Origin of the sequence: Chungangia koreensis (assembly GCF_042651785.1) — a bacterium.
GTDB classification, from domain to species: domain Bacteria; phylum Bacillota; class Bacilli; order Bacillales_A; family Planococcaceae; genus Chungangia; species Chungangia koreensis.
In genome coordinates this window covers 132,770-156,274 of sequence record NZ_JBHSEC010000022.1, presented here as the reverse complement: position 1 = coordinate 156,274, position 23,505 = coordinate 132,770, and the positions used below count along the sequence as shown (strand labels likewise).

General features: G+C 42.6%; 28 protein-coding genes and 1 riboswitch. Of the genes, 5 read left to right on the top strand and 23 right to left on the bottom strand.

Annotated features, from left to right (window positions below; genetic code table 11):
* Positions 1–80 precede the first annotated feature (80 nt).
* Both ACFOZY_RS15485 and ACFOZY_RS15480 read left to right on the top strand, forming a co-directional pair.
* Positions 81–452 carry a DoxX family protein gene (locus ACFOZY_RS15485; RefSeq protein ID WP_378157130.1) on the top strand — a complete coding sequence of 124 codons (372 nt, stop codon included), beginning with the start codon at positions 81–83 and terminating at the stop codon, positions 450–452.
* A 113-nt stretch (positions 453–565) separates the two neighbouring features.
* A complete protein-coding gene (locus ACFOZY_RS15480; protein ID WP_378157128.1) occupies positions 566–934 on the top strand; it encodes a hypothetical protein in 369 nt (122 codons plus the stop codon).
* A gap of 40 nt (positions 935–974) precedes the next feature.
* Here ACFOZY_RS15480 and ACFOZY_RS15475 read toward each other — a convergent pair whose 3' ends face one another.
* Positions 975–2,414, bottom strand: a complete 1,440-nt coding sequence (locus tag ACFOZY_RS15475) for a DEAD/DEAH box helicase (RefSeq protein WP_378157126.1) — start codon at positions 2,412–2,414, stop codon at positions 975–977.
* 168 nt (positions 2,415–2,582) lie between these two features.
* Between ACFOZY_RS15475 and ACFOZY_RS15470 the strand changes: the two genes are divergently transcribed.
* Positions 2,583–3,452 (top strand): YitT family protein, encoded by an 870-nt coding sequence (locus ACFOZY_RS15470; RefSeq protein WP_378157124.1) that lies wholly within the window; start codon positions 2,583–2,585, stop codon positions 3,450–3,452.
* Between the two features lie 42 nt (positions 3,453–3,494).
* Here ACFOZY_RS15470 and ACFOZY_RS15465 read toward each other — a convergent pair whose 3' ends face one another.
* The 5 genes from ACFOZY_RS15465 to ACFOZY_RS15445 all read right to left on the bottom strand — a co-directional run bounded on the left by ACFOZY_RS15465 (position 3,495) and on the right by ACFOZY_RS15445 (position 8,612).
* Positions 3,495–3,617, bottom strand: a complete 123-nt coding sequence (locus tag ACFOZY_RS15465; RefSeq protein ID WP_378157122.1) for a PIG-L deacetylase family protein — start codon at positions 3,615–3,617, stop codon at positions 3,495–3,497.
* 156 nt (positions 3,618–3,773) lie between these two features.
* Complete coding sequence (locus ACFOZY_RS15460) at positions 3,774–3,980, bottom strand: hypothetical protein (RefSeq protein ID WP_378157119.1); 207 nt, start codon at positions 3,978–3,980, stop codon at positions 3,774–3,776.
* A 592-nt stretch (positions 3,981–4,572) separates the two neighbouring features.
* A complete protein-coding gene (locus tag ACFOZY_RS15455) occupies positions 4,573–5,910 on the bottom strand; it encodes a TldD/PmbA family protein (protein WP_378157117.1) in 1,338 nt (445 codons plus the stop codon).
* A 3-nt stretch (positions 5,911–5,913) separates the two neighbouring features.
* A complete protein-coding gene (locus ACFOZY_RS15450) occupies positions 5,914–7,302 on the bottom strand; it encodes a TldD/PmbA family protein (RefSeq protein WP_378157115.1) in 1,389 nt (462 codons plus the stop codon).
* Positions 7,303–7,397: 95 nt separating this feature from the next.
* Positions 7,398–8,612, bottom strand: coding sequence for a DUF819 family protein (locus ACFOZY_RS15445; protein ID WP_378157113.1), 1,215 nt, complete (start codon positions 8,610–8,612; stop codon positions 7,398–7,400).
* 85 nt (positions 8,613–8,697) lie between these two features.
* On the opposite strand from ACFOZY_RS15445, the gene ACFOZY_RS15440 reads away from it, so the two are divergent.
* Positions 8,698–9,228, top strand: coding sequence for a GNAT family N-acetyltransferase (locus ACFOZY_RS15440; RefSeq protein WP_378157111.1), 531 nt, complete (start codon positions 8,698–8,700; stop codon positions 9,226–9,228).
* A 35-nt stretch (positions 9,229–9,263) separates the two neighbouring features.
* Here ACFOZY_RS15440 and tatC read toward each other — a convergent pair whose 3' ends face one another.
* The 12 genes from tatC to ACFOZY_RS15380 all read right to left on the bottom strand — a co-directional run bounded on the left by tatC (position 9,264) and on the right by ACFOZY_RS15380 (position 19,375).
* Positions 9,264–10,118 carry a twin-arginine translocase subunit TatC gene (gene tatC, locus ACFOZY_RS15435; RefSeq protein WP_378157109.1) on the bottom strand — a complete coding sequence of 285 codons (855 nt, stop codon included), beginning with the start codon at positions 10,116–10,118 and terminating at the stop codon, positions 9,264–9,266.
* 12 nt (positions 10,119–10,130) lie between these two features.
* Complete coding sequence (gene tatA, locus ACFOZY_RS15430) at positions 10,131–10,343, bottom strand: twin-arginine translocase TatA/TatE family subunit (protein WP_378157107.1); 213 nt, start codon at positions 10,341–10,343, stop codon at positions 10,131–10,133.
* A 19-nt stretch (positions 10,344–10,362) separates the two neighbouring features.
* On the bottom strand, positions 10,363–12,075 hold the full coding sequence (locus tag ACFOZY_RS15425; protein WP_378157105.1) for a GMC family oxidoreductase: 1,713 nt from the start codon (positions 12,073–12,075) through the stop codon (positions 10,363–10,365).
* Positions 12,076–12,093: 18 nt separating this feature from the next.
* Entirely contained in the window at positions 12,094–12,849 is a 756-nt protein-coding gene (locus ACFOZY_RS15420) for a gluconate 2-dehydrogenase subunit 3 family protein (protein ID WP_378157103.1), read from the bottom strand.
* Positions 12,850–12,979: 130 nt separating this feature from the next.
* Positions 12,980–13,453 carry a nucleoside deaminase gene (locus ACFOZY_RS15415; RefSeq protein ID WP_378157101.1) on the bottom strand — a complete coding sequence of 158 codons (474 nt, stop codon included), beginning with the start codon at positions 13,451–13,453 and terminating at the stop codon, positions 12,980–12,982.
* A 47-nt stretch (positions 13,454–13,500) separates the two neighbouring features.
* Positions 13,501–13,917 (bottom strand): pyridoxamine 5'-phosphate oxidase family protein, encoded by a 417-nt coding sequence (locus tag ACFOZY_RS15410; RefSeq protein WP_378157099.1) that lies wholly within the window; start codon positions 13,915–13,917, stop codon positions 13,501–13,503.
* Positions 13,918–13,957: 40 nt separating this feature from the next.
* Complete coding sequence (locus ACFOZY_RS15405) at positions 13,958–14,407, bottom strand: GNAT family N-acetyltransferase (protein WP_378157097.1); 450 nt, start codon at positions 14,405–14,407, stop codon at positions 13,958–13,960.
* A 61-nt stretch (positions 14,408–14,468) separates the two neighbouring features.
* Entirely contained in the window at positions 14,469–15,410 is a 942-nt protein-coding gene (glsA, locus tag ACFOZY_RS15400) for a glutaminase A (protein WP_378157095.1), read from the bottom strand.
* A gap of 257 nt (positions 15,411–15,667) precedes the next feature.
* Positions 15,668–16,132 (bottom strand): 6,7-dimethyl-8-ribityllumazine synthase, encoded by a 465-nt coding sequence (gene ribH, locus ACFOZY_RS15395; protein WP_378157093.1) that lies wholly within the window; start codon positions 16,130–16,132, stop codon positions 15,668–15,670.
* A gap of 2 nt (positions 16,133–16,134) precedes the next feature.
* Entirely contained in the window at positions 16,135–17,220 is a 1,086-nt protein-coding gene (gene ribB / locus ACFOZY_RS15390; protein WP_378157091.1) for a 3,4-dihydroxy-2-butanone-4-phosphate synthase, read from the bottom strand.
* Positions 17,221–17,237: 17 nt separating this feature from the next.
* Entirely contained in the window at positions 17,238–17,885 is a 648-nt protein-coding gene (gene ribE / locus ACFOZY_RS15385; RefSeq protein ID WP_378157089.1) for a riboflavin synthase, read from the bottom strand.
* Between the two features lie 154 nt (positions 17,886–18,039).
* A riboswitch (FMN riboswitch) is annotated at positions 18,040–18,175 on the bottom strand.
* A 159-nt stretch (positions 18,176–18,334) separates the two neighbouring features.
* Positions 18,335–19,375 carry an LCP family protein gene (locus ACFOZY_RS15380; RefSeq protein WP_378157087.1) on the bottom strand — a complete coding sequence of 347 codons (1,041 nt, stop codon included), beginning with the start codon at positions 19,373–19,375 and terminating at the stop codon, positions 18,335–18,337.
* Between the two features lie 118 nt (positions 19,376–19,493).
* On the opposite strand from ACFOZY_RS15380, the gene ACFOZY_RS15375 reads away from it, so the two are divergent.
* Positions 19,494–19,835 (top strand): MGMT family protein, encoded by a 342-nt coding sequence (locus ACFOZY_RS15375; protein ID WP_378157085.1) that lies wholly within the window; start codon positions 19,494–19,496, stop codon positions 19,833–19,835.
* Between the two features lie 170 nt (positions 19,836–20,005).
* On the opposite strand, the gene ACFOZY_RS15370 is transcribed toward ACFOZY_RS15375, so the two are convergent.
* The 5 genes from ACFOZY_RS15370 to ACFOZY_RS15350 are packed head-to-tail and all read right to left on the bottom strand — an operon-like array spanning position 20,006 to position 23,505.
* Positions 20,006–20,587: a M15 family metallopeptidase gene (locus tag ACFOZY_RS15370; protein WP_378157083.1), complete on the bottom strand. Its 582-nt coding sequence runs from the start codon at positions 20,585–20,587 to the stop codon at positions 20,006–20,008.
* A 22-nt stretch (positions 20,588–20,609) separates the two neighbouring features.
* Positions 20,610–21,539 carry an ABC transporter permease subunit gene (locus ACFOZY_RS15365; protein WP_378157081.1) on the bottom strand — a complete coding sequence of 310 codons (930 nt, stop codon included), beginning with the start codon at positions 21,537–21,539 and terminating at the stop codon, positions 20,610–20,612.
* On the bottom strand, positions 21,517–22,440 hold the full coding sequence (locus ACFOZY_RS15360; protein WP_378157079.1) for an ABC transporter ATP-binding protein: 924 nt from the start codon (positions 22,438–22,440) through the stop codon (positions 21,517–21,519). Before ACFOZY_RS15360 ends, ACFOZY_RS15365 begins: the two co-directional genes overlap by 23 nt.
* The gene (locus tag ACFOZY_RS15355) at positions 22,430–23,137 is read right to left on the bottom strand and encodes an ABC transporter ATP-binding protein (RefSeq protein WP_378157077.1); all 708 of its coding nucleotides are present in this window, start codon (positions 23,135–23,137) and stop codon (positions 22,430–22,432) included. Before ACFOZY_RS15355 ends, ACFOZY_RS15360 begins: the two co-directional genes overlap by 11 nt.
* On the bottom strand, positions 23,134–23,505 hold the full coding sequence (locus ACFOZY_RS15350; protein ID WP_378157074.1) for a GntR family transcriptional regulator: 372 nt from the start codon (positions 23,503–23,505) through the stop codon (positions 23,134–23,136). Before ACFOZY_RS15350 ends, ACFOZY_RS15355 begins: the two co-directional genes overlap by 4 nt.

Sequence of the window (23,505 nt, the reverse complement as noted above, 5' to 3'; positions counted from 1 at the left end):
TGTTCAAAATCTCTTCCCACTTCTAATTGAGCGTTCGTTCAAATATCTTCAACTAAGAAGTTTTTGAGGGGGAGAGGTTATTGAATATTGCGCTTTGGGCAATACAAATTATTTTGTGTCTAATATTCTATATGGCGGGACGGACAAAAGCTTTTCAATATGAAAAAGCGAAATTCAGTATGCCGTGGATTAAAGAATATCCGAAAGGCTTTGTGAAATTTATCGGATGGGCTGAGGTTTTTGGTGCAGCTGGCCTCATCCTTCCAGTAATATTAAGAATTCCACAGATTCTCATGCCGCTTTCAGCACTGGGCTTGGCAATCATTATGTTGCTGGCCGCCGGTTTCCATTTTCAGCGGAAGGAATACTCAAGCATTCCGATGACTATCATTCTCTTGCTATGTGCACTGTTTGTTGCAATAGGACGGTTCTATTTTGTACCTTATAACTGATTTGTAACTTGAGCACTGCTAATTGGCAGTGCTTTTCTTTGTTCATAGAGTCAAATTGTAGATGAAACCAAATGTGACCATTATCCGTAAATCTATAAAAGAAGAGGTGGAAGATGAAGAAAATAAATGCACTTTACGAGATTGCTACTCTATTAGTCATAACTATATTGCTGGCTTATGACTATTTCCCTGCTTTATATTCTATTTTTTATCTACCTAAGCCTTGGATGTTTTTCGCATTAGCGGCCATTTTAATCATTAGTTTCTTCGTAAATCGGAGGTATGAAGAAAGCGCGAAACAACTGCTTATTCGGCATGTCGTGGTGTTAGTCTATTCTTTGCTGCTTCTGAGTATTTTCACACTGATAGGTGGATCATCACAAGTTGGCATTAGCTTAGATAATCCAGCCTTATGGATTGTCGTTGTCATAGGCATTCTCCAAATAAACCGTCAACGAAAGAAGCTAAATGATCAGCGATAAAGTATGAACCCCTCCAATTACATGATTGGAGGGGTTTCCTTTATTTCTTTGCTATATAGACCTTCAGTTGTTTTCCTTTGATGGTCGTGTTTTTCATTGTTTTCAGAACGAGAGGCCCTTTGCCGTTTAGGATTTCTACGTACGATACATTTTCTTCAATCGTGATGATTCCAATATCATCCGCAGAGACTCCCTCTATTTTAGCGATCGTGCCAACGAAATCGACAGCTCTGATTTTTTTCTTCTTACCACCATTGAAGTATAACTTGGTGATGTCTTTATTCAATGATGCACCTTTATCTTTCTTCAGTTCAGGTTCTGCTATCATTTTCTCCATGAAAGCCGGTTCCTTCTTTTCTACGTCTTCTTTTGAAGGCCAAGCGATTTCCGGAATGGTAAAGCTGACGAATTCTTCAATTTCTTTTAAGAATTTATCTTCATACGGGGTTACAAATGTAATGGCCTTCCCTTTTTCCCCTGCTCTGCCCGTCCGGCCCGTCCGGTGCACATAGGCTTCTTTTTCAAGCGGGACGTCATAATTTATGACAAGTGAAATTTTCTCGATATCAATTCCCCGGGCTGCTACATCGGTCGCAATCAAATAACGGAAATCTCCTCTTCGGAAATCATCCATCACTTCGAAACGGTCATCTTGATACATGCCTCCATGGAGCTTATCGCATGACCAGCCTTCCGAATCGAGTTGATCCACAAGTGTATCCACCCGCTCCTTTGTCCGGCAGAAAATAATACAGCTATCCGGATTTTCTACAGTGGCAAAATCCTTCAATAATTTCAGTTTCTCTTCATCCTTCACTACGATGGCACCGTGCTCAATGTGCGGCTCATCCGTTTCTGGCGTTTCAATCTGAATATCAACCGGGTCTTTCATATAACGATGGCAAAGCTTTTCCACGTCTTTCGGCATCGTAGCAGAAAAGAGCATCGTCGTCCGCTCATTCGGCAAATGGGTAATAATAGCTTCCACCTGATCGATGAATCCCATATTCAGCATCTCATCAGCCTCGTCAATGACTAAAGTATGGAGTTTATCTAAATGAAGGGTGCCCTTTTCAATATGATCGAGTACACGACCAGGTGTACCGATGACGACATGCGTTTTCTGTTTCAGTTCAGTTGCTTGGTGCTTAAATGGTTGTTTCCCATATACTGCAGCCGCTTTTATACGTTTAAACCGTCCGATATTCGTAAAGTCTTCCTTTACTTGAGCAGCAAGCTCACGTGTGGGCGTAAGCACGAGCGCCTGAGGTCTGTTTTCTTCCCAGTCCACTACTTCACAGATTGGTATGGCATAGGCTCCTGTTTTCCCACTGCCAGTTCGGGCTTTGGCCGTAATGTCCCGCTTTTGGAGTGCGGGTGGTATTACCTCTCTTTGAACTTCTGTTGGTTGCTCATATCCTAAAGCGTCCAGTGCCCGCTGAATTTCCTCGCTTAAGTTGTAGGAAGTGAATGCTTTCATCTTGCTGCCCCTTTTCGTCTTCTTATGATTGCCTCATTATAGCAGGTGGCGCTTCCTTTTTCGATTAATGTCCTATTATTAAAATGAGTTTGAAGGGCATGAACTGACAGAGAGAAGAATATAAGTGTAAAATAAATATAAAAAACAAATAAAAAAAAGGAACAATATATGCCTAAAACACCACAGAAAACGCCATTATGGAAATGGTTTGCACGGGGTGCCTTGATCATGCTTGGTGCCGTGATCGCCGCTTACGGATTAGAAGCAATCCTGATTCCCAATCAAGTTTCAGATGGAGGCGTGACTGGCCTAAGTATCGTCGGATCACAATTATTCGGATTTCCATTAGGTCTTCTCATCGCAATTTTAAATATACCTTTTGTCTTTTTAGGTTATAAACAAATTGGTAAAAGCTTCGCCCTCTATTCAGTATTAGGGATTGCAACGCTTGCTGTCAGTACAAGCCTGATGCACCACGTACCAACGATTATCCATGGGGATACTCTACTAGTGACAGTAGTAGGTGGTATTATCCTTGGTTTCGGTATGGGTTTGGCACTACGTAACGGGGGTGCACTTGACGGAATTGACATGTTAGCTGTTCTGCTTTCACGAAAGATACCTTTTGGTACAAGTGACTTAATCTTATTCTTAAACGTCTTTGTATTTGCAATTGTATCAACCGTTTTTGGCCTTCAAGGAGCTTTCTTATCCGCAATCGCTTACTACATTGCCACTAAAGTCATTCACATTGTTGAAGAGGGTCTGAGCGGTTCCAAAGAGTATAGAATTATTACGAGCCAGCCTGAAGATATGGTCGAAACAATCCGTGACCGTTTAGGACGCGGTGCTACTTTCAATGTTGTTCAAGGCGCTTATTCCAATGAAGAATTTAGGGAAATTAAATGTATTATCAACCGTCTGGAAGATAGCAAAATGAAAGAAATCATTCTGGAAATCGATCCAAAAGCATTTGTAACTGTTTATGAAGTCTCAGAAGTCCGAGGCGGAAACTTCAGCAAACGAAATATCCATTAAATTGTGCACTACCACGTAAATGAAAAAAGTAAGGGATCTGTCCTAATCATCCGTGATGGTCAAATAATGAACCTCTGTACCAGAGTTTACGAGCTTGGCAACAGTTCCTCCTGCTGAAATATCATTATCATCAGGATGTGGTTGAATAAAAAGTGCACGTTTCATACATAGTAAATGGATTAGGAATTTTAAAAGATGGCATTGTCTCACCTCCGTTTTTGTTCAATAAGTAAAATATTTTTTCAATAATCATTATTACAATTTGGAGCGGTGACAGAAATTGTAGTGGCACTAAGAGAAACATGCTCTTACCTAACAGAGTCAATTCTCATCGTTCTTAAATTGCTCTTCTAATTCCTTTTCAATTTCTTCATCTGATACGGGAGTGACTTTTTTGTGCTCTCCGTACTTCATTCTTAATAACTGACCGACTTCAGATTTATCAATCCCATCCTTCACTGCGGAATAGATGACCAAGTACAAAATAAATAAACCGACAATGTAAAAAATAATTGAAATCAATATCATTTGATTTCTCCTCCCTTTAAATTTCTATTCCTTTCCTGATAGGCCATGCCGGTTAAACGATTTCTTCTTCGCTCTAAGATAGGTGCCCATGTAGTAACCTAAAGAAATCAGTAGTAGATTTATAAGCGGACCTACTATATACAAATTCAAGTCGCTTAATAAAGAACTCTAAACCATTAAATGGTCCGGCCAGAAACACAACGATGGGGACATAAAAAAATGAAATGTACGCGATAAGGCTGCTCACTTTTACGAATGAAAAATAGACAAATGAAAATATGTAAAACTTTTTATTTTGTTTGTATCCCATCAGGATACTGCAACACAGCCAAAGCATCATGTAAACAATTGCATTGATCCCCTCTTTAATTGTCGAGGGAGCTGACCAGAAATATTCAGTCATACTTATAAGGGTGAAGGGGATTGTTCCAAGTACCGTCACGAGTAGTAGCATAAAATATGAATTCCATTTAACCATTCCATGACCCCCTTTCACTGTGTTGGTGCACAAATAATACCTCTTAGCTGAATATCAAAGGCCATCAAATTTTTAATAAAAATCGATGGCCTTTTAACATCGCATACAATACTTCTATTCCATAGTTACGGAAAGTCCTTTCACCAGTAAAGAAGGTGAACCGACGCCACTCGGACCAAATTCCAAATCTGAACCTGCCTCTACGACATCATTCAATACTGTGAAGAAGTTGCCTGCAATCGTCATGAGTGTTGTTGGTGCTTCTATTTTCCCATCTTTCACGTAATAGCCACGCGCAGCAACAGAAAAGTCCCCACTGACAGGATTCGCACCAGAATGTAGTCCGGATAATTCAGTTATCAGGATTCCTTCCTGCAGTCCGGAGATTAACTGTTCATATTCTTTAACTCCCGGTTTTACATAGAAGTTTGATGGTGCAACAGACAGTGTGCCTTTGTACGATTTGTAGGCATGACCGGTCGTTTCAACACCGTCTTTTTTCGCGGTTTTACGATTATGGAGCAATGTTTTCAAAACGCCGTTTTCCACTACTGTCAGTTCTTGTGAAGCGACTCCTTCCGAGTCAAAGTTTCGATTCGAAAGACCTAATGGATGAAACGGATCATCGATGAAGGTCACTGTATCCGCTGCAATTTTCTCTCCTGATTTTCCTGCAAGCAATGACTGTCCGAATTGAGCCTCTTCCGCCGAAAAGATGGAGTTGAACGTCGCAATAAAAGCCGCAGCCGCATCACGGCGGAATAGAACCGGGTATTTTTTATTAGCAACTGACTTCTCGTTTAAACTCTTCAACACTTCTTCAGCGGCTTCTTTCGCGATTTCATCCGTATTCCACTTTGAAAAGTCCCGTGTAATCTTGAAAGTGTTAGCTGATTTCTTTTCACTGCCATCCTCGACTACGACCGTAAAGTATAAATAGATATAGTTTTGACGTTCATGAAGCGCTAATCCCTTACTATTCGCAATAGCCTTTTCCCCAGCCATATCTTTCAGTCTTCCATTGACGAGTTTGATCTTCGGGTTATATTCCGAGATTTTCTTTTCGATTTCAAGCATGAGGGAGATTTTCTCTGGAATCGTCACTTTGCTGAGCGATTCGGAAAACCAATCTTCGTTTTGATAGGCTGGACTGCCTTCAAAGATTTCGTCCATTTCATCTGACTCGAGGACACCTGCATTATTTTTGGCACGTTCGAGTAGGAATTGAATGGAATCCTCGTCAATCTTCTCGGTGTAGGCATAACCCATCTTTCCGTCAATCAGCCCGCGGAATGAAAGGCCGCCAGCTTCTGCCGTCTCGTAATGTTCTAACTCTCCGTTAAAGACTCCACATCCGAAGCTTGACGTTTTCTCGTAATACACTTCCATCGCTTCAAAACCATATTCTTTCCCTTGAGCCAATAACTTTTCTTGATAGTTTAGGATGCTCATCGCCTATTCCCCCTTCGTTCCGCCAACGGTAATTTCACTCACACGGATTGTCGGCTGGCCGACATTGACCGGAATGCTGCCACTGACCGAACCGCACATACCTGCTCCGTGGCCCAGATTGTCTCCAACCATGTCGACAAGCTGAAGTGTCTTCGCACCGTTCCCGATTAAAGTTGCTCCGCGGACCGGTCGATCGATCTTTCCGTTCTTCACTAAATAGGCTTCCATGACGGCAAAATTATAGTCACCTGTAGCAGGATTTACCTGACCCCCACCCATGTATCTCGCAAATATGCCATGTTCTGTTGAAGCGATGATTTCCTCACGAGTCGACTTTCCTGGCGCAATGTATGTGTTTGTCATCCGGGAAGTAGGATCGAATTTATACGACTGTCTTCTGCCGGAACCTGTTGATGGCATTCCCATCCGTCGTGCATTGAACTTATCGATTAAATAACCTTTTAATATTCCATTTTCGATTAAGACATTCTTACGGGTCTCTTCTCCCTCATCATCGATGTTCAATGAACCCCATTCATTCGGAATGGTCCCATCATCGATATACGTAACGATGTCCGGTGCCACCCGTTCTCCAATACGGTTTGCAAATACGGATGCATTCTTTGCAACTGATGTAGCTTCTAATCCATGGCCGCAGGCTTCGTGGAAAATAACCCCACCAAATTCGTTATCTATAATAACTGGGAATTTCCCGCTCGGGCATTCATCTGCATGGAGCATCGTCACGGCAATCCGAGCAGCTTCACTTGCATAATGCTCCAAGTTCATATTCTCCATGAATTCAAAGCCGCTATACGCACCAGGGCCGTAGAATCCTGTCTGCATCTGATTCCCTTCCCCTGCAATCGCTTGAATCATAAGTCGGCTTCTAACCCGTGTATCCTCCACAAATTTCCCCTCGGAATTTGCAATTAGAACATGCTGTTCCTCGTCGTAATACCGGACCCCAACTTCTTGAATGCTTTTGTGATAGTTTTGCGCAATTTCATGCGCTTTCTTCATCACGTCAACCTTTCTCATATTCTCAACAGTCTTCGGCGCTATGGCAATCTTATGTAGTGGGTTGACTGTTTGCTCTGCAAGAATTGCTGGCATGAAGCGTTCGCTTCCGTTGATGGCATGGGCTGCATTCTTCGCTGCCTTGATCAGGCCATCCTTCGTAAAGTCGGTCGTGTAGGCATATACACTTTGTAATCCCTTGAACACACGGATTCCGACTCCGAAATCCCTGCCTGAAATGCTGCTTTCCACTTTTCCACGTTGCATTCCGATCGTGTTGTTCACTTTGTCTTCTACAAATACTTCTGCAAAGTCACCGCCTGTCGATAAGGCAGCGGTGATGACTTCTTCTACTAAGGATTTACTTAACATATTTCATCCCCCCTTAGAAAAGTATACGTTTGAATTTTTCAAATAGTTTCATTTCAATAAAAAAACCGTATCCCATAAGAGACACGGTTTCCCTGTTACATAAGATTTGATAGATAATACCCGACTGCACTTCCAATGTAGTTTCCAATGATATAGCCCATCGTACCGACTAACATTGCCGGAACTATCAGTTCCTTCCAGCCTTTTGCAATAGCCATTGCGGCAGCTGTTGTCGGCCCTCCGACATTTGCGTTACTCGCTACAATCATTTCTTCCATCGTGAATTTAAATAGCTTACCCACGCCGAACGTAATAATCATGTTGACCAGAACAATGATGAATACGAACACTAGTAGAAGTGGAGCATTTTTAATTAACAACGGGATGGATGCCGGCGTACCGATAACAACAAAGAAGATGTAAATCAAATACGTGCCGATCTCCTGTGCCCCGTTTAACCGATCGAAGAATTTGGAGAATAAGGTGACCGCCAATACAGTAATCGTAGTTAGCATCAAGTATTTATCTCCCAATATCCCCCTAATTATTGACCAAAAAGCTCCGCCTTCTGGCAAATATGCACCAAACAGTTCAGCAACTTTAAATGCTACGCCCACGATGACGAATGCACTTCCGATAGACAGTGCTATGTCCTTCAACGATATTTCTTTCCGCTTCCAATATGAAGCAGCAAGCGTCTCATCATTTCTAACCGGTTCCTTTTCAATCCGTTCAACAATCGGTGCTTTAAACAATCTTCGCATGAGCGGAATACCTGGAATTGCGATAAGAACAAAGAAGTATAAGGCCATCATAAAATTATCTGCGACGATTGCTGAAGACACCATCGCTTCCGACGGTTCAAATTTTCCCGCCATCGCTGCGAAATTGACACTTCCTCCGATATAAGAACCCGTCATTAAGGCACTGATCTTGTCCAATTCCGGGACAAATTTATAAAGTGCAAAAAAGCTGATCATGACACCTATAACCGTCCCTACTGAACTAATCAGAAACAATATTAGTAGTCGTCCGCTCTCATTCCACACCTTCCTTAGGTTGGCTTGGAATAAAAGAAGTGGTATCGCAAGTGGAATCACGTACCCCCACACAACATCGTAAGCAGGAGCGGCCGTTGGGATGACGTTCAAATTTGCTAACACTAAAGCCCCTACTAATGCGATAATCGCACCGGATACCTTATTGGCCCAGTCGTATTTCTGCTCCAAGTAAATACTGACAGCGGCCCAACCTGCAAGAAAAGCCCATAAGAGCCACGTATCTTCAGGTTTAATCAATGTACCTTCCATAATGTCCCCCCCCTTTGAGTCACTATTATAAACGAAATGAGAGAATTGAAAAAACATATGTATATCTCTTCTATTTTTTTGTAAAATGGGGGGAATGAAAGAAGGTGCAGTTATGGAAATCAGGTTACTACATGAAAGTGATGCCGCTTCCTATTGGGATTTAAGATTAGAAGCACTTAAAAATCATCCTGAGGCTTTTGGCTCGAGTTATGAAGAAGCCATCCGTAGGGAAAAACCTGTAGAAGGTGTTAAACGAAATCTTGCCAACCCAGATAACTTCACATTTGGTGCCTTTGATGGGAAATCATTGATTGGCATGGTGACATTATTGAGGGAATCGGCCCAAAAGATGCAGCACCGCGGAAACATCTATGCGATGTATGTTCAACACCAGTATGGCGGTAAAGGAATCGGAACTTCTCTGATGGAAGCGGCAATACAACAGGCTCGCTCTCTTGAAGGCTTGGAACAACTCAATTTATCGGTAGTAACGTCAAATGATTCTGCTAATAACCTATATCGGAAATTAGGATTCAGCGTATTTGGTACAGAAAAGCACGCTCTCAAAATTGGCGATTTATATGTTGACGAGCACCATATGGTGTTATTCTTATAAAAACAAAAGAATCCGCTGCTACGCGGATTCTTTGTTTACTGATGTGCCAGCGCTTCCCTTCTGACTTCTGTCTTCCGGACAATAAATACACTGGCCTCATACAAAATGATCATCGGGAATAAGACTAACAACTGACTTATAAAATCAGGCGGTGTAATCACTGCTGAAACGACTGCCATTGAAATATACGACCACTTCCTTACTTTTTTCATCGTTTCGGCCGTAAGTAGACCGATTGACGATAAGAAGAGTGCCACAATCGGCAGTTCAAAAAGCAATCCAATTGGCACAGTCGTCATAATGAGGAAATGGACGTACTCTCCCGCAGATACCATCACATCAAAATTCATCTCACCGAGTCCGACAAGGAACTGATAACTCATTGGATTCACCACGAAATATCCAAAGGACAAACCTACCAAAAATAGAATTAGCATCACTGGTGAAAAGAGACCAATGAATTTCTGCTCCTTTTCGAGCAAGCCCGGCTTTGCAAATTGCCATAGAAAATGACAAATGAACGGTAAGGATAATCCAAGAGATAAGGTGACAGAGATCGATGTATAAAACTTAATCACTTCTAACGGTCCTAATATAATTAGTTCGTGACCTCTCGTTACATAAGGGAACCATACATTAATGGTTGAAAAAACGACAATGAGGAAGAACAGGAAAATGAAAGCACTTTTAATCAATTGTTTCCGAAGATCGGATAAATGATCTACCCACGTTTCCTGTACGTTGGATGCTTCGGCTTCAGTAGAAAGTCTATCCTCTACCTGTTCCACTACTTCCTCCGCCTCTTCCACAGCTTCTTCAACCTTATGGACGGCTTCCTCCATCTTTTTCTTATCTAAAGGACTCAAGTTGTTATTTCCGTATGGATCCATATGAATCACCTACTATGCGTCTTCGGTTTTCTTAATTTCCCTGACGGCAGGCTTTTTCTCATCCTCGTCATCGTTCATAATTTCGCGTGTCGACTTTTTGAATTCGGATAATGTTTTTCCGACGGCTCCTCCTATTTCGGGAAGCTTCTTAGGTCCGAAAACGATCAAGACTATGACCAAAATAATGATTAACCCCGGGACGCCGATAGAACCAAAACCACCCATTATCCATTCCTCCTTTCAGTCAAACCAAACTGCCACCATTCTTACTGTAGTTAATAATCCCTTCAGCTGCACGATACGCAAGTGCACCTACCGTCCCTGTCGGGTTATAACCCCCATTATGTGCAAAGTTTCCTGCACCAACTACAAACAAGTTTTCTGCATCCCAGTGTTGCAGCCAATTATTCACGACACTTGTTGAAGGGTCATTGCCCATGACTGTTCCGCCTGTGTTGTGCGTTGTTTGATACGGTACAATGTCATAGTCTGTTAAAGGGTTGGAAGGAACAACTGTTTTAGGACCCATTTCCTTCATGATTTCCGCGCATTTTTCTGTCAAATATTTCTGTAAATTTCGATCCTGATCAGTAAAGTTATAAGTTAACTGTAACAATGGCACACCATATGCATCCTTATACTTCGAATCCAGCGTCATATAGTTGTTCTTATGCGGCATCGATGCACCTTGTCCACCTATACTCAGTGTACGAGTGTAGTTTTCAATTGAGGCTTTTTTGAACTCAGCACCCCAAGCAGGTGTATCCGGCGGAACCGGATTGAACTGGATGGGACGGTTACCCGTTTGGGTAATCGAAAGGCTCGCACCATGAATGAAATCAAGGTCACTATGATCGAATGAATCACCATTAAAGTCATCAATCGTCATCCCTAAGGCACCAGCACCCATGAACGTATTGAATTGTTCATCGAAGAAACCAGTGGCACCCGGAAGAATCTGATAGCAATAGCTGCGCCCTAAAGTACCTCTACCTGTTGCAGGATCATATTGTTCGCCAATATTCGAGACCATCAAAAGCTTCGCATTGTTCATTACATATGAAGTCAGAACCACAACTTCAGCAGGTTGGATAAATTCTTCACCTGTTACTGTATCGATAAAACGTACGCCAGTTACTTTATTACCCTGTTTAAGTACTTCTACAACATTTGAATGGAATCGGATATCATAGTTTCCAGTTTTCTTTGCTGTCGGTACTACTGTAATTTCTGGTGATGTTTTCGCTCCGTATTCACAGCCAAATCGTTCACAGAAGCCGCAGTATTGGCATGCATTGATTTTCTCTCCATCCGGGTTTGTATAAGCTTCGGATAAATTGGCTGAAGGCAGCATAAACGGGTGATACCCAAGATTCTGAGTAGCCTTCTCGAACCGATTGAGCTCTGGAGATTTTTTCATAGGCGGTGTAGGGTACGGATTAGATCGCTTGCCCCAAAACGGGTTCTTATCCTCACCGGAGATTCCAGCTGTCTTCTCAAACTTATCGAAGTACGGCTCGAGCTCATCATATGTAATGCCCCAGTCTTGAATAAGGTAATCTTTGCCCAATTTATTTGGACCGTATTTCTCATCCGTCATAGTTTTGATTTGAAAATCATAAGGTAAAAATCTCCAAGTGTGTCCATTCCAGTGGGTACCTGCCCCACCAAGACCTTCTCCTAATAAGAAAGACCCCATCACACGCATAGGAAGAGCAGACATTTTAGCATTATTCCGGAATGTAATCGTTTCTCTTGATAAGTCTTGCATTAATTCATAACGGATTGCATATCGGAATTCATCGTGTACTGCATAATAATCTGAGGTTCCTCGTTCTTTTCCACGTTCCAGCCCGCGTACTTTCAGTCCTGCTTTTGCACATTCGGCGGCGATAATGCCACCTAACCAGCCAACACCTACTGTGACGACATCCACTTTATCTAAAGTTGTAGCCATTTTTTCATCCCTCGCTTATTAGTGGTTCATACTGCTGATCGAATTGGGTTCAATTTCTACAAAATCTTCTTTTTCAATCTGTTTGATATAAGCCATTTGGTGACCAGGGAAACCTTTCATTTTCCAGGCCTCCATATTCCAGTTTCCACCGTAGATCGGGTCGGCATATACCCCTTCTATTGTTGCCTGGCGGAGGAGTTTGAAGAAGAAGTCGGATGTAACAGCTAACATTTCTACTTCTCCCTTTTGGAACGCGGTCAAAATCTCATCCATTTGTTCCGGTTCAAGCTCGGCAAAACCAGTTTGGAAACGCTTATTTGCTTCTTCATCCAGTTTTGCTACTCCTTGGCTGAAAATCTCTGCACGTGTTAATCTGCTCTGATAACCTTGTGTTTTTTCACCGTCTTTAAAAGGTCCTTGCATATATTCCTTAGCGTTCATTCCATATCCACCAGCCAACTGATTGTCGATGAAGTATGGGGCACCCAATCCAATTGCACCTGGTCCTAAGTCGTCTTCTGGGAAAATCCGTTCCGTTGCCTGAGATAATACGTTAAATGCATTAGCATTCGTAAAGAACTTTAACCCGACATTCATCGGATGATCGTTCTCACCTTGTCCGTTCCCTTGGCTTGTTCCTTGAGTTCCCGTGTCCTGCTTGGCGTTATAACCGATTAATCCACCGATCAATCCGCCCCCGATTAATGTACCGGTCGCAATACCTGTCGTCTTCATAAAATCGCGACGGGAAACACCCTTTTTTTCCTCAGCCATGATGAAACCTCCTTATGTGTTAATAATTGGCTTATATAAGTATTCCGCAAATACAATCAACTTAAACGGAACGTACAAATTTTAGGAAAATGTTAAGGGATTTATATGTAAAATAGTAAAGCTCCCTTCATCAGGGAGCCTTAAGTACCATTTCCGCTATATTTGGAGCATATTTTTGCAAGTATTTCTCCGATTGTTTGCGGAGAATTCCGCCTTGGTAATGGATTAGCCTTTCTTTTATGTAGGGTGTTGACTCGATATAATCAGGAATCCTCATATACCGATCTTCTAATGCGAAATATACAGTAGTAATGTTTGCAGTAATGATCGTGGACAAACACATAATACACGGTTCCAATGTTGTATATATGACACACTCATTATTCTGTTCCTTCAGATAAGGGGCACAGCTATGAATGGCGTCAATTTCAGCATGCGCCACTAGGCTTTGTTTTGTGTGTTTCCGATTTGAGCCCTTCGAAATGACCTTACCGTTATGTACAATGACAGCACCAATAGGCAGGTCCCCTCTTTTCCCTGCCTTCTCGGCTTCCACTAAGGCGAGTGCCATGAATTTTTCATGGTCGTTTGCTGTTGTCCCCATGATCTCCCTCCTAATGAAAAAACCCGCTTGCTCAGCGGGTATTTTCATTACATTTCTACAACTTCCGGGCTATTTCCTTTTTTGTTCATAATTCTAATTGAAGATGGTGTGATTTTTAAAACAATGAGATCCGGATCTTCGGGCCCATCAAACCAAAACTCCATGTATTTATTCCAAACCTTTTCTCTCATGCTGTCATCTTGTGTCACTTCCACAGTTCCTTCAATCTCGAGATATTCGTTTCCGAACGCAACCCCTTCAAGTCCTAAGAGTATATGGGTATTCGGGTTCAGCTGCAGTTCTTCCACCTTATGGGTATCTTTGCTGGTAGCGCAGTATAAAGTGAAGTTATCATTGTAAAATGTCATATAACGGGAATGGGGTTTGTTATTACTGACGGTAGACAACGTCCCAATCAGTTTTTTATCCAAAATCTTAAGTGCCTTTTCTTTTGCTGAACTCATCCGAATCTTCCCTTCTTTTTGGTTTACTATTAGTATTCCTTTAAGGAAAGGGATTAAACATTTGCGTAATGAACACTCCAGGTGCAACTTCAACTTCAGAACAGATCCTGAATTTGTGTTTTTTATAGAGAGTAATCGCAGGAATGTTCTTTGAGCCTGTTGAAACAGTGACGGGTTTTTTTGCTTTGGATAAAATAAATGTTAAAAGTTTGGTCGCTGCTCCTTTTCTAAAATGAGCAGGGTCCACCACAAGTCTGCATATATTCAACGTATCATCCAGATTCTCTACTGCCACAAAACCCATCAAAGCATGATCCTCGAACAGTCCGTAAAACGTCTCACCACTTTGTTGAATCGTTTCGATGGTATCTTTTAGTTGAGGTATTCCGTCAAATTCAATTAGCTCGGCTTCCACTTGGTAGGCAGGGACTTGGATGCATAAGATTTGTTTTACGATATCTCGATCCTTTAAATTTAATTCCTTAATCATATGTTAAGCCTTCTTCCGTTCCTCTGTATTACTTTACTGGTTTAATTTAACGGGGTTTTCATTACACTTTCGAAAACATACTCAAATCGTATTTAGAGGATAACTTTTCAAGAAGTTTCCACCCTGCGACGGAATTCCCCTTGTCATCTAGTGCCGGTCCGAATACACCAATCCCACATTTGCCAGGGACTGCTGCCATAATACCGCCGGACACTCCACTCTTAGCAGGTACTCCCACACAGATTGCAAATTCACCGGATGCATTATACATGCCACATGTGACCATAAAGGTTTTGCAAATACTCGCCACCCTTTTAGGAATGACCTGTCTACCACTATCTGGATCTTGTCCATTCAGTGCAAAGACGAGACCAATCTTCGCCAACTCTGGAACGGTTACTTCAATCGAGCATTGTTTCGTATAGAGGTCCATCAAATCCTCGACATCTTCGTTAATCACATCATGCTCCTTCAAATAGTAGGCAAGCGATCGGTTCAAGTCCGCCGTCTCCATTTCCGATTGGGCGATCTCCTCATTATAAGTCAACTCAGGATTTCCCGTGATCAACCTTAAAAACTCTAACAGTTTTTCAATCCGTTCTTCTACATTCGCCCCCACCAGCATATGCGTAACGGCGAGCGCCCCGGCATTAATCATCGGGTTTAACGGTTTCGACGGACTGATTGTTTCCAACTTAATAATGGAATTGAACGGATCGCCTGTCGGTTCCTTTCCAACACGCTGAAATACAAAGCCTTCTCCCCGATCCATTAAAACGAGTGCCAAGGTCAGCACTTTTGAAATACTCTGTAGCGTTAGTTTCTTATCTTCGACCTCTCCGGCTGTGTGACAAGTTCCGTCTGGGTAAGATACAGCAATCGATAAATGATGCGGGTCCGCCTGTGCAAGGCCGGGTATGTAATCTGCAACCTTTCCATCTGCAGTGTAGATCAAGGACTCATTTAATAATTGATGCAATTCATCACTTAAATGATTCTTCATAGTTGCCTCCTCCTAAGCTTTACAATGGATGCTTGAAACATTGAATCGTCTATAATGCCATGTTACAATGTTGGAGAGATTAAGACTATTAATAATAGCTCTGCAAGGGGTGAAACCATTGTATATTTTCGTAATTCTCTTCACACTTATGGCTTTTGTTTTATTAGGCTCCCTATTCGGCGCATTTACATCAGTGGACACAAAATAGTAATGTTAAAAACACCCTCCTGAAGTGATTTTCAGGAGGGTGTTCACAATTACTCTAAATTCTTCAACAAATTGGCCATTTCAATTGCACTGACTGCAGCTTCATAGCCTTTGTTCCCAGCTTTTGTTCCAGCACGTTCGATCGCCTGCTCAATCGAGTCCACTGTTAAGACACCGAAAATAACTGGCATTTCCTGCTGTAAACCGACTGCCGCTACGCCTTTCGCAACTTCACTGGAGACAAAATCGAAGTGTGGCGTAGACCCACGGATCACTGCACCCAAAGTGATTACTGCATCATATTTGCCAGATGCAGCCATTCTCTTTGCAGCAATCGGTATTTCAAATGCACCCGGTACCCAAGCGATGGAAATATCCGACTCTTCAACACCATGCCGTCTAAGTGCATCTTCCGCTCCACTCACTAATTTTCCTGTAATGAACTCATTGAATCGTCCAGCGACAATCCCTATTTTAAGACCCGTTCCAATAACATTACCTTCAAATAGATTCATCTTCAGTTTCCTCCCTCTTCAATCGGTACAGTTTCAATAATTTCCAATCCGAAACCGGCGATTGCTGCAACTCGTTTTGGATGGTTCGACAATAGCCTGATTTTATTCATGCCTAAGTCTCGCAAAATCTGAGCACCAATGCCATAGTCCCGCAATTGCCGCTCAGGAGGCATTCCTTCTGACAATGCCTTTAGTTTGTCTGACAAACCTTCCTCTTGCCTTACGTAAAGGAGGACTCCGGCTCCTGCTTGCTCAATTTGCCGCATAGCACATTGGATCATTTTGTTGCCATCCAATCCGGAAGCGCCAAATATATCGCCGAAGATGTTGCCCGCTTGAACTCTTACAAGAGCGTTTACAGACGTTACATCCCCTTTAACAAGTGCTATATGCTCTTGTCCAGTCAGTACTTCCTTATAAATGACGGCCTGGAATTCACCATACATTGTTGAAAATGGCAGTTCAATTTCTTTTGTTACAAGTTTTTCATTTTCTCTGCGATACGCTATTAGTTCTTGAATAGTCAAGATGCCGAGTTCCAGGCGCTCTGCGATATTCTGAAGCTCTGCAATCCGTGCCATCGTTCCGTCTTCATTCATAATCTCAACAATGACACCAGCCGGTTTTACCCCTGCTAACATAGCCAGATCTACAGCTGCTTCTGTATGACCTGCTCTTTTTAAGACGCCACCCTTTTTCGCTATTAAAGGAAAAATATGTCCTGGTCGGCGGAAATCTTCTGGCGTCGCTGTATCCTCTATCATTTTTAGAATGGTTTCAGAACGCTCAAATGCACTAATTCCGGTATGACTCTCTGCATGATCGATACTTACAGTAAAGGCAGTTCCATGTACATCACTGTTATGGGCAGTCATTAATCCGAGGTCAAGCTGCTTCGCCTTCTCCTCGGTAATGGGAACGCAAATAAGCCCTCTTCCCTCTTTTGCCATGAAATTAATCATTTCAGGCGTAGCATATTCCGCAAGGACAACAAAATCCCCTTCATTTTCACGGTCTTCGTCATCGACTACAATTATCGCTTTTCCTTCTTTTAAATCTTCAATCGCTTTTTCTACCTTTATAAACACTGTTGCCCCTCCTCTCATCAGCTGTCCAAGAATCCATTAGAAGCAAGGGTTTCCATCGTTAAACCTTGCTTCGGTGTTTTATGCTCCATGAGACGTTCCATATACTTTGCTAACATATCGCATTCAATATTCACCGTTTCTCCTCGACCTTTCATGCCGATGACTGAATCGTTCACCGTCGTCGGAATCAATGAAATGGTAAAGGTTCGATCCGTGATCTCGAATATGGTCAGTGATGTGCCATCTACCGTGATTGAGCCTTTATACATCATGTATTTCAAAAGAGACGGATCCACTTCAATCACCTTATATATGGCATTAGATAACCTCTTTTCGCCGACGATGGTACCAGTGCCATCCACATGGCCACTTACAAAATGACCGCCAAATCGACCATTGGCAGCCATCGCGCGTTCCAAATTGACAGACGAACCTTTATCTAAATAACGCAGACCTGTCGAATGGAATGTTTCCGGAATAACATCGGCAGAAAAATCCGCAGACGTATAGGCATTAACTGTTAGACACACTCCGTTTACGGCTATACTGTCTCCAATATTCACATCACTCAGCACTTTTTTGCATGAAATTGTCAAACGCAAAGAAGAGGCGTGATTCCGAATTTCCCGGACGGTGCCGAGTTCTTCGATAATGCCTGTAAACAAACGCAGCCTTCCTTTCTGTATGTAATTGAGTTGTAAAATGTATTGTGATTTCCACCAAGGGGCAAACGGGTGGTAAGGAAAGGTTAGGTAAAGAAGAATGGGTAGCACAAATAACCCTATCACATAGGGAATGCAGGTTATGATAAACTTAAACTAAACGCTTCTCCCATCCAGACTTTCACTGTCGGTGCTGGATTTTCACCAGCTCCACCGGCCGAGCCGGGTCACGGACTTACGGGCATTGCCCGATCACCGCCGGTAAGGATTTTCACCTTGCCCCGAAGCGATTCACTAATATACAAATAACTTTAACATAGAAAACCAATTTTATAATAATTATGTGTTTGAAAGGAGAACCTTACCATGGGGTTAACAACTATTCTGATTGGAGCTGTCGTTGTTGTCATTTTCTTAGGAATTATCGCCACGGCATATTTCATGAAAGGAAATTAATGAGATTCGAGCCTTTCCCCCAGAAGGAGAGGTTCCTTGAAAACCGTTTCCATCCCTTGTGGTGGGACGTCACGGTATAAGTAATCTTGGATTACTCTCTTCTGGGCCTCTAAATCCACTTCCATTACCCAGGAACCGTGATGCCTGCCGTCCCGCCAAGTTCCATCAAGGGGAAATCTTGCCTGTTCCCACTCCATTTTTTCATTTGAATAATAATCTCTACCAAGAGTTAGTATTTCATCTGAGGATAACGAAGTCTCAACATAAGGTGCAATGGTCATCCATAACTTCGCCATCCCATAGGGCCCAGCCTCTTTCGCTTTTACAACCATCGCCTGGAGGACACGTCGTTGTCGTTCAGTCCGCTCAAAATCACCATCTCCCACGTAGCGGATTCTTGAATAAGCGACCGCGGTCTCTCCATCCATATGAACTTCTCCCTCCTTTTTTATCAATGGCTTCTTTTCACTTCTTAACTGCTTATTTAATTCCACCCGTTCTTCTTCATTTATAGGAACTGTGACTCCTCCGATTGCGTTTATAATATCCTCTAACATGAAAAAATCCACAGTGGCATAGTTTCGGATGTTGGTACCGAAATTCTGATTAATCGTTTTTATAGCGAGCGGCGCTCCACCATAGGCGTAAGCATGATTTAGCTTGTCCAGCCCATACCCCTCGATATCAACGAGCTGATCCCGCATGAGCGATGTCAGTTTCACCTTGTCATGTTTGAAGTCGAGGGTAGCGATAATCATCGCATCAGAACGGCTATGCTGGTCATTTGAATTCCGCCGATCCAAGCCGAAGAGTGCCATGTGAAAAATCTCATCACTTTTCGTGTTAACTGCAGAAGGATGATCTTCTGTAATTCCGAGTTCCTCGTCTGACAGGGTCAAGTCTACTGATTCATAAGCTGTCACTTTTTCAACAATATAAGCAACTAATCCAACAATTATCGCAAGCAATAGAAGAGGAATCCATTGGCGTTTCTTCAAATACACATTGTTTTTATTCATCCTTCGACCAGTTGTCATGCAGTTCCTCCCCTTTCGTATCCATCCCTTAGAATATGAAAAGATTACCTTTTCTAAACGTCATGCTATTTTGACAGGGAATGACGGATTTGTTTGAATAAAGACAAGGAGGGGCATTATGCAGCCGTTTACGTTGAAAGTGATTGAAATCATACAAGCCATTCCGGCCGGTAAGGTCATGACATATGGTCAGGTAGCGCAGAGTGCGGGAAGCCCGCGCAGTGCCAGACAAGTCGTACGTATTCTCCATTCCATGAGCGGGAAATACAAACTCCCTTGGCACCGGGTCATTAATGCAAAAGGGGAAATTGCATTGAAAGACGGAGAAGGAGGCCATGAACAGCGAGTGTTGCTGGAATCAGAAGGTATAGTCGTATCATCTGAACATAAGGTGGATTTGACGGTGTATCAGTTAAGGGGTAGAGAGCTTGAGGATGATCGTGACTGGGATACGATTTGAGAGATTATACATAGTGAAATACAGCTTCCCTTTATTTTGGGATATTTTTTAGTAGATTCTGTGATCTTTTGCAGGTGAACATTTCTTTATTCGGGCTCCAACCTTTTTAGCGACTATCAGATGGTTAATTGTGAAACTGTTGAAATAAAAAAGACCGAAACCCTGTCGTTTCAGTCGCTAAAGTTAAAGATTTCTCTTTTCTCCATGGTATCTTCCGGTCTCCAGCCTTCTTGGAGTTCTCCCAAGGATAAGCCGAACGTCATTTGTAAATGAGGGTAGTCCTTGAAACTCCGCCAATCTCCTCCCCACTCAAAGCCAAGTTCTTTTCCGATGGCGGCCACCTCGTGCCAATCGGATTTTCCGTTACCGTTGCCATCGTAAGACATATCCCAGCTAACGGAACCGTCCGGAAAGGAGAGTGCGAAGTCAATGGCAAGACCAAAGTTATGATAGGACTGTCCTCCCTTTGCATAGGTGACGACATTCCCTTCATTGCTCCGGCCTTGTCTATAAATTTGGTTTTGTTCTTCAATTGAGCGAAAACCATCTGTTATCGTTATTTCGATTCCTTGTTCCTTACTCAACCGGACCAGTTCCCCGCTTTTTTCCGCTACGATTGGATGCAAACCTTTTGGTAACGGACGGGATTTTAACTCTTCCCGGAATTCCCACTCGTTTTGAATATAGATGAATATAAAACCCCCTAAAACAATCAAAAAGAGGATATTCAGCCATGTGAGGAACTTCTTCAAAACGATCGCCTCCGGGTACAAACTAAGCTGTTACATCACGTTTTGTAAAAGTAAGGTAACTGATTGCCATGAATACAATAAAGTAAGCTGTCATGACAGTTACCGCTAAACTGGTGGAAATTCCGGGAATGAAAGCTTCCCCTGTTCCAACCTGCGTAAACGTATGCGTAAACAAGATGTATTTTACGATATCATATTTCGCCAGGAAGAAGGAGATATTGCTTCCTGTGAACATAAGGAAGATGGAAATCCCGATTGCCAATGAACTGGACCTAAAGACTGTCCCGATAGCAAAAGCGAAGCTCGCAAGGATCAATACATCCAAATATCCAAGCAAGTTCAACCAAATAGTTTTTCCCCATAGGGATACTTCTGTCACTTGGCCATCCTTTAGTGCGAGTAATGCTCCGCCTGATGCATCATAAAACAACACAGCCGCTATGGATCCTGCAACAAAAGCAATAAAGGTCAGCATAAATCCAAATGCTCCAACCGCTAAAAATTTGGACGTTAAGATTTTCCAGCGTTTCACGGGACGGCTCAATAGCATCTTAATAGTCCCCTGTGAAAACTCTGACGCCACGATCCCTGCGGCTACAATAACTGTCATTAAGGTGACAAAACTCGTAAAGCCATACGTATCATAAATGAACTCTTCGGTTCCTGAAAGAGGTGCAACCTTTTCATCTAATCGATATTGAAAAATCTGTTTCTGTTCTTCTAAATCCTTCTTTTCATCTGCACTCAAACCCGGAACTGCCAGCTGTTGCTCTGTCATTTTCAACTGCTCTGACACTGTCTTTTCCCATGCAGGCGGCTGCTCCCCCCTATTGCTGACGAAGCTATCTATCGCTGCAATTGCAAAGATAATAGCAACTGATATCGCTACCATAATCCAAGTCGATTTTTTATTGATGAGCTTCATCCACTCATTTCGAAATAGATTCAACAATTTGCCCGCCTCCTGTCATTTCTAAGAATTGATCTTCCAATGTCTTGCGGTGATGCTGAACAGCGTAAATAAGAATATTGCGTTCCACCAGCTCCTGAATGACAGATGGAATCACTTCTTCTTGTGCATTGATCAGGAGACCGTTCTCGTGATTCTCTACCTGGAATCCTTTTGCAGAAAGGATTGTGCGCGCTTGTTCAACAGGTTCCACTTTCAAGAAGAAATGCGACTCCTCTGTAGAGTTCACCTCACGAAGCGCGACTAATTTTCCATTTTGTATGACGGCAATCCGATCACACATCAGCTCGATTTCGGACAGCAAATGACTCGAAACGAAGACTGCTACATTCTCTTCCGCAGCAATTTTACGGAGATAATGACGGAATTCTCGGATTCCCGCCGGATCTAAGCCATTGGTCGGTTCATCCAAGATTAAGAATTTTGGTTTATTCAAAAGAGCTTGTGCCAGCCCTAATCGCTGTCGCATCCCAAGTGAATACGTCGATACCTTTTCATGGATCCGGTTTTCCATGCCAACTTGACGGATGACTTCATCAATCCGTTCTTTCGTCACGTCCTTATGCATCCGTGCGAAATGGACAAGGTTTTTGTATCCGGACATAAATTTATACATTTCCGGGTTTTCTACTATCGCCCCGACTTTACTGATACTTTCCTCGAAATTCGTTAAAAGTGATTGACCGTCAATGATGACCTCACCCGATGTCGGTTTCATGAGACCTACCATCATCCGAATTGTTGTTGTTTTACCTGCCCCGTTCGGACCTAAAAATCCGGTAATCTGTCCTGGATAAAGGGACAAATTCAAATCATCGATAATTTTCTTCTTTTTAATAGTTTTAGATAATCTTTTCAACTCAACTACTGGCTCAGTTCGCAATGGATTCACCCTCTCTGATTTTCTTTGTCATCCAAGTGACTGCGTCCATCCCGTATTCATCTCGGATTGCTTCCAGTTCTTCATGTGCCATAATCTTTCCACTATTCAACAACACAATTTCATCCATTAAAGGCTCCGCTTCTCGAATTTCATGTGTAGACAAGAAGATTGTTTGTGAAGAGTCCGTAAACTGGATCATCCCTTTGATAATGTCCGTCCTTACCATTGGGTCGAATCCGGAAAAGGGCTCATCCAGCAAATAATAATCCGCTTCCCGCCCAAACGTGGCGGCCATTTTAGCACGACCTCGATTCCCTTTTGACAGCTTTTTCAATTGAGCATTCCGGTCCACATTTAAGAACTGCGCCACGATATTCGCTTTGTCGTAATTGAAATCATCATACTGTGATTCATAGAATCGGAATAACTCATCTACTGTGAAATATGGATAAAACAAATCTGTGTCAGGCATGTATGCAATTTTGCTTGCGATTTTTCTCGTAACCTTTATGCTGTCCACTTCTGCTGAACCGCTTGACGGGGTCACCAGGCCGGCTATAATTTTGATCAATGTCGTCTTTCCACTTCCGTTCTCTCCGACCAATCCGATGATTTTTCCTTTTTCCAGTGTTAAATCCACGCCTGCCAGTGCCTTTTTTCTTCCATAAGTCTTCTCAATACCTTCTAATCGAATCATCCCTTTTCCCCCCATTCCCCATTTTGAATGTGTTCGATGATCTCCTTTTTTGAAAAACCAAGAGATTCAATATTTGTCAGAAAGGATTGCACTAAGTCTTTTTTCACTTCATCCCGTAGCTGTTCCAGACGGATGCTATCCTCCGTTACAAACGTTCCTTGCCCACGCTTCGTCTCGGTGATTCCCATCGTTTCCAACTCCTTATATACACGCTGCATCGTATTTGCGTTAACTCCGACTTCCACTGCATACTCCCGGACTGAAGGGAGCTTATCACCCGGCTTTACATGGCCTTTAATGATTTCTCCTGTAATACGGTCAATCAGCTGTTGGTAAATCGGCTTATCCGCTGAAAAATCGATTGACAT

Excerpts from the sequence above, each read along its gene's own strand:
- ACFOZY_RS15475 (WP_378157126.1), bottom strand. The coding sequence starts at position 2,414 with ATGAAAGCATTCACTTCCTACAACTTAAGCGAGGAAATTCAGCGGGCA.
- tatC (WP_378157109.1), bottom strand. The coding sequence starts at position 10,118 with ATGGATCCATACGGAAATAACAACTTGAGTCCTTTAGATAAGAAAAAG.
- ACFOZY_RS15465 (WP_378157122.1), bottom strand. The coding sequence starts at position 3,617 with ATGAAACGTGCACTTTTTATTCAACCACATCCTGATGATAATGATATT.
- ACFOZY_RS15440 (WP_378157111.1), top strand. The coding sequence starts at position 8,698 with ATGGGGGGAATGAAAGAAGGTGCAGTTATGGAAATCAGGTTACTACAT.
- ACFOZY_RS15460 (WP_378157119.1), bottom strand. The coding sequence starts at position 3,980 with ATGATATTGATTTCAATTATTTTTTACATTGTCGGTTTATTTATTTTG.
- ribH (WP_378157093.1), bottom strand. The coding sequence starts at position 16,132 with ATGAATCTATTTGAAGGTAATGTTATTGGAACGGGTCTTAAAATAGGG.
- ACFOZY_RS15410 (WP_378157099.1), bottom strand. The coding sequence starts at position 13,917 with ATGAGTTCAGCAAAAGAAAAGGCACTTAAGATTTTGGATAAAAAACTG.
- ACFOZY_RS15455 (WP_378157117.1), bottom strand. The coding sequence starts at position 5,910 with ATGAGCATCCTAAACTATCAAGAAAAGTTATTGGCTCAAGGGAAAGAA.
- ACFOZY_RS15470 (WP_378157124.1), top strand. The coding sequence starts at position 2,583 with ATGCCTAAAACACCACAGAAAACGCCATTATGGAAATGGTTTGCACGG.
- tatA (WP_378157107.1), bottom strand. The coding sequence starts at position 10,343 with ATGGGTGGTTTTGGTTCTATCGGCGTCCCGGGGTTAATCATTATTTTG.
- ACFOZY_RS15350 (WP_378157074.1), bottom strand. The coding sequence starts at position 23,505 with ATGTCAATCGATTTTTCAGCGGATAAGCCGATTTACCAACAGCTGATT.
- ACFOZY_RS15415 (WP_378157101.1), bottom strand. The coding sequence starts at position 13,453 with ATGGGGACAACAGCAAACGACCATGAAAAATTCATGGCACTCGCCTTA.
- ACFOZY_RS15480 (WP_378157128.1), top strand. The coding sequence starts at position 566 with ATGAAGAAAATAAATGCACTTTACGAGATTGCTACTCTATTAGTCATA.
- ACFOZY_RS15405 (WP_378157097.1), bottom strand. The coding sequence starts at position 14,407 with ATGATTAAGGAATTAAATTTAAAGGATCGAGATATCGTAAAACAAATC.
- ACFOZY_RS15380 (WP_378157087.1), bottom strand. The coding sequence starts at position 19,375 with ATGACAACTGGTCGAAGGATGAATAAAAACAATGTGTATTTGAAGAAA.
- ACFOZY_RS15355 (WP_378157077.1), bottom strand. The coding sequence starts at position 23,137 with ATGATTCGATTAGAAGGTATTGAGAAGACTTATGGAAGAAAAAAGGCA.
- ACFOZY_RS15375 (WP_378157085.1), top strand. The coding sequence starts at position 19,494 with ATGCAGCCGTTTACGTTGAAAGTGATTGAAATCATACAAGCCATTCCG.
- ACFOZY_RS15445 (WP_378157113.1), bottom strand. The coding sequence starts at position 8,612 with ATGGAAGGTACATTGATTAAACCTGAAGATACGTGGCTCTTATGGGCT.
- glsA (WP_378157095.1), bottom strand. The coding sequence starts at position 15,410 with ATGAAGAATCATTTAAGTGATGAATTGCATCAATTATTAAATGAGTCC.
- ACFOZY_RS15450 (WP_378157115.1), bottom strand. The coding sequence starts at position 7,302 with ATGTTAAGTAAATCCTTAGTAGAAGAAGTCATCACCGCTGCCTTATCG.
- ACFOZY_RS15425 (WP_378157105.1), bottom strand. The coding sequence starts at position 12,075 with ATGGCTACAACTTTAGATAAAGTGGATGTCGTCACAGTAGGTGTTGGC.
- ACFOZY_RS15420 (WP_378157103.1), bottom strand. The coding sequence starts at position 12,849 with ATGGCTGAGGAAAAAAAGGGTGTTTCCCGTCGCGATTTTATGAAGACG.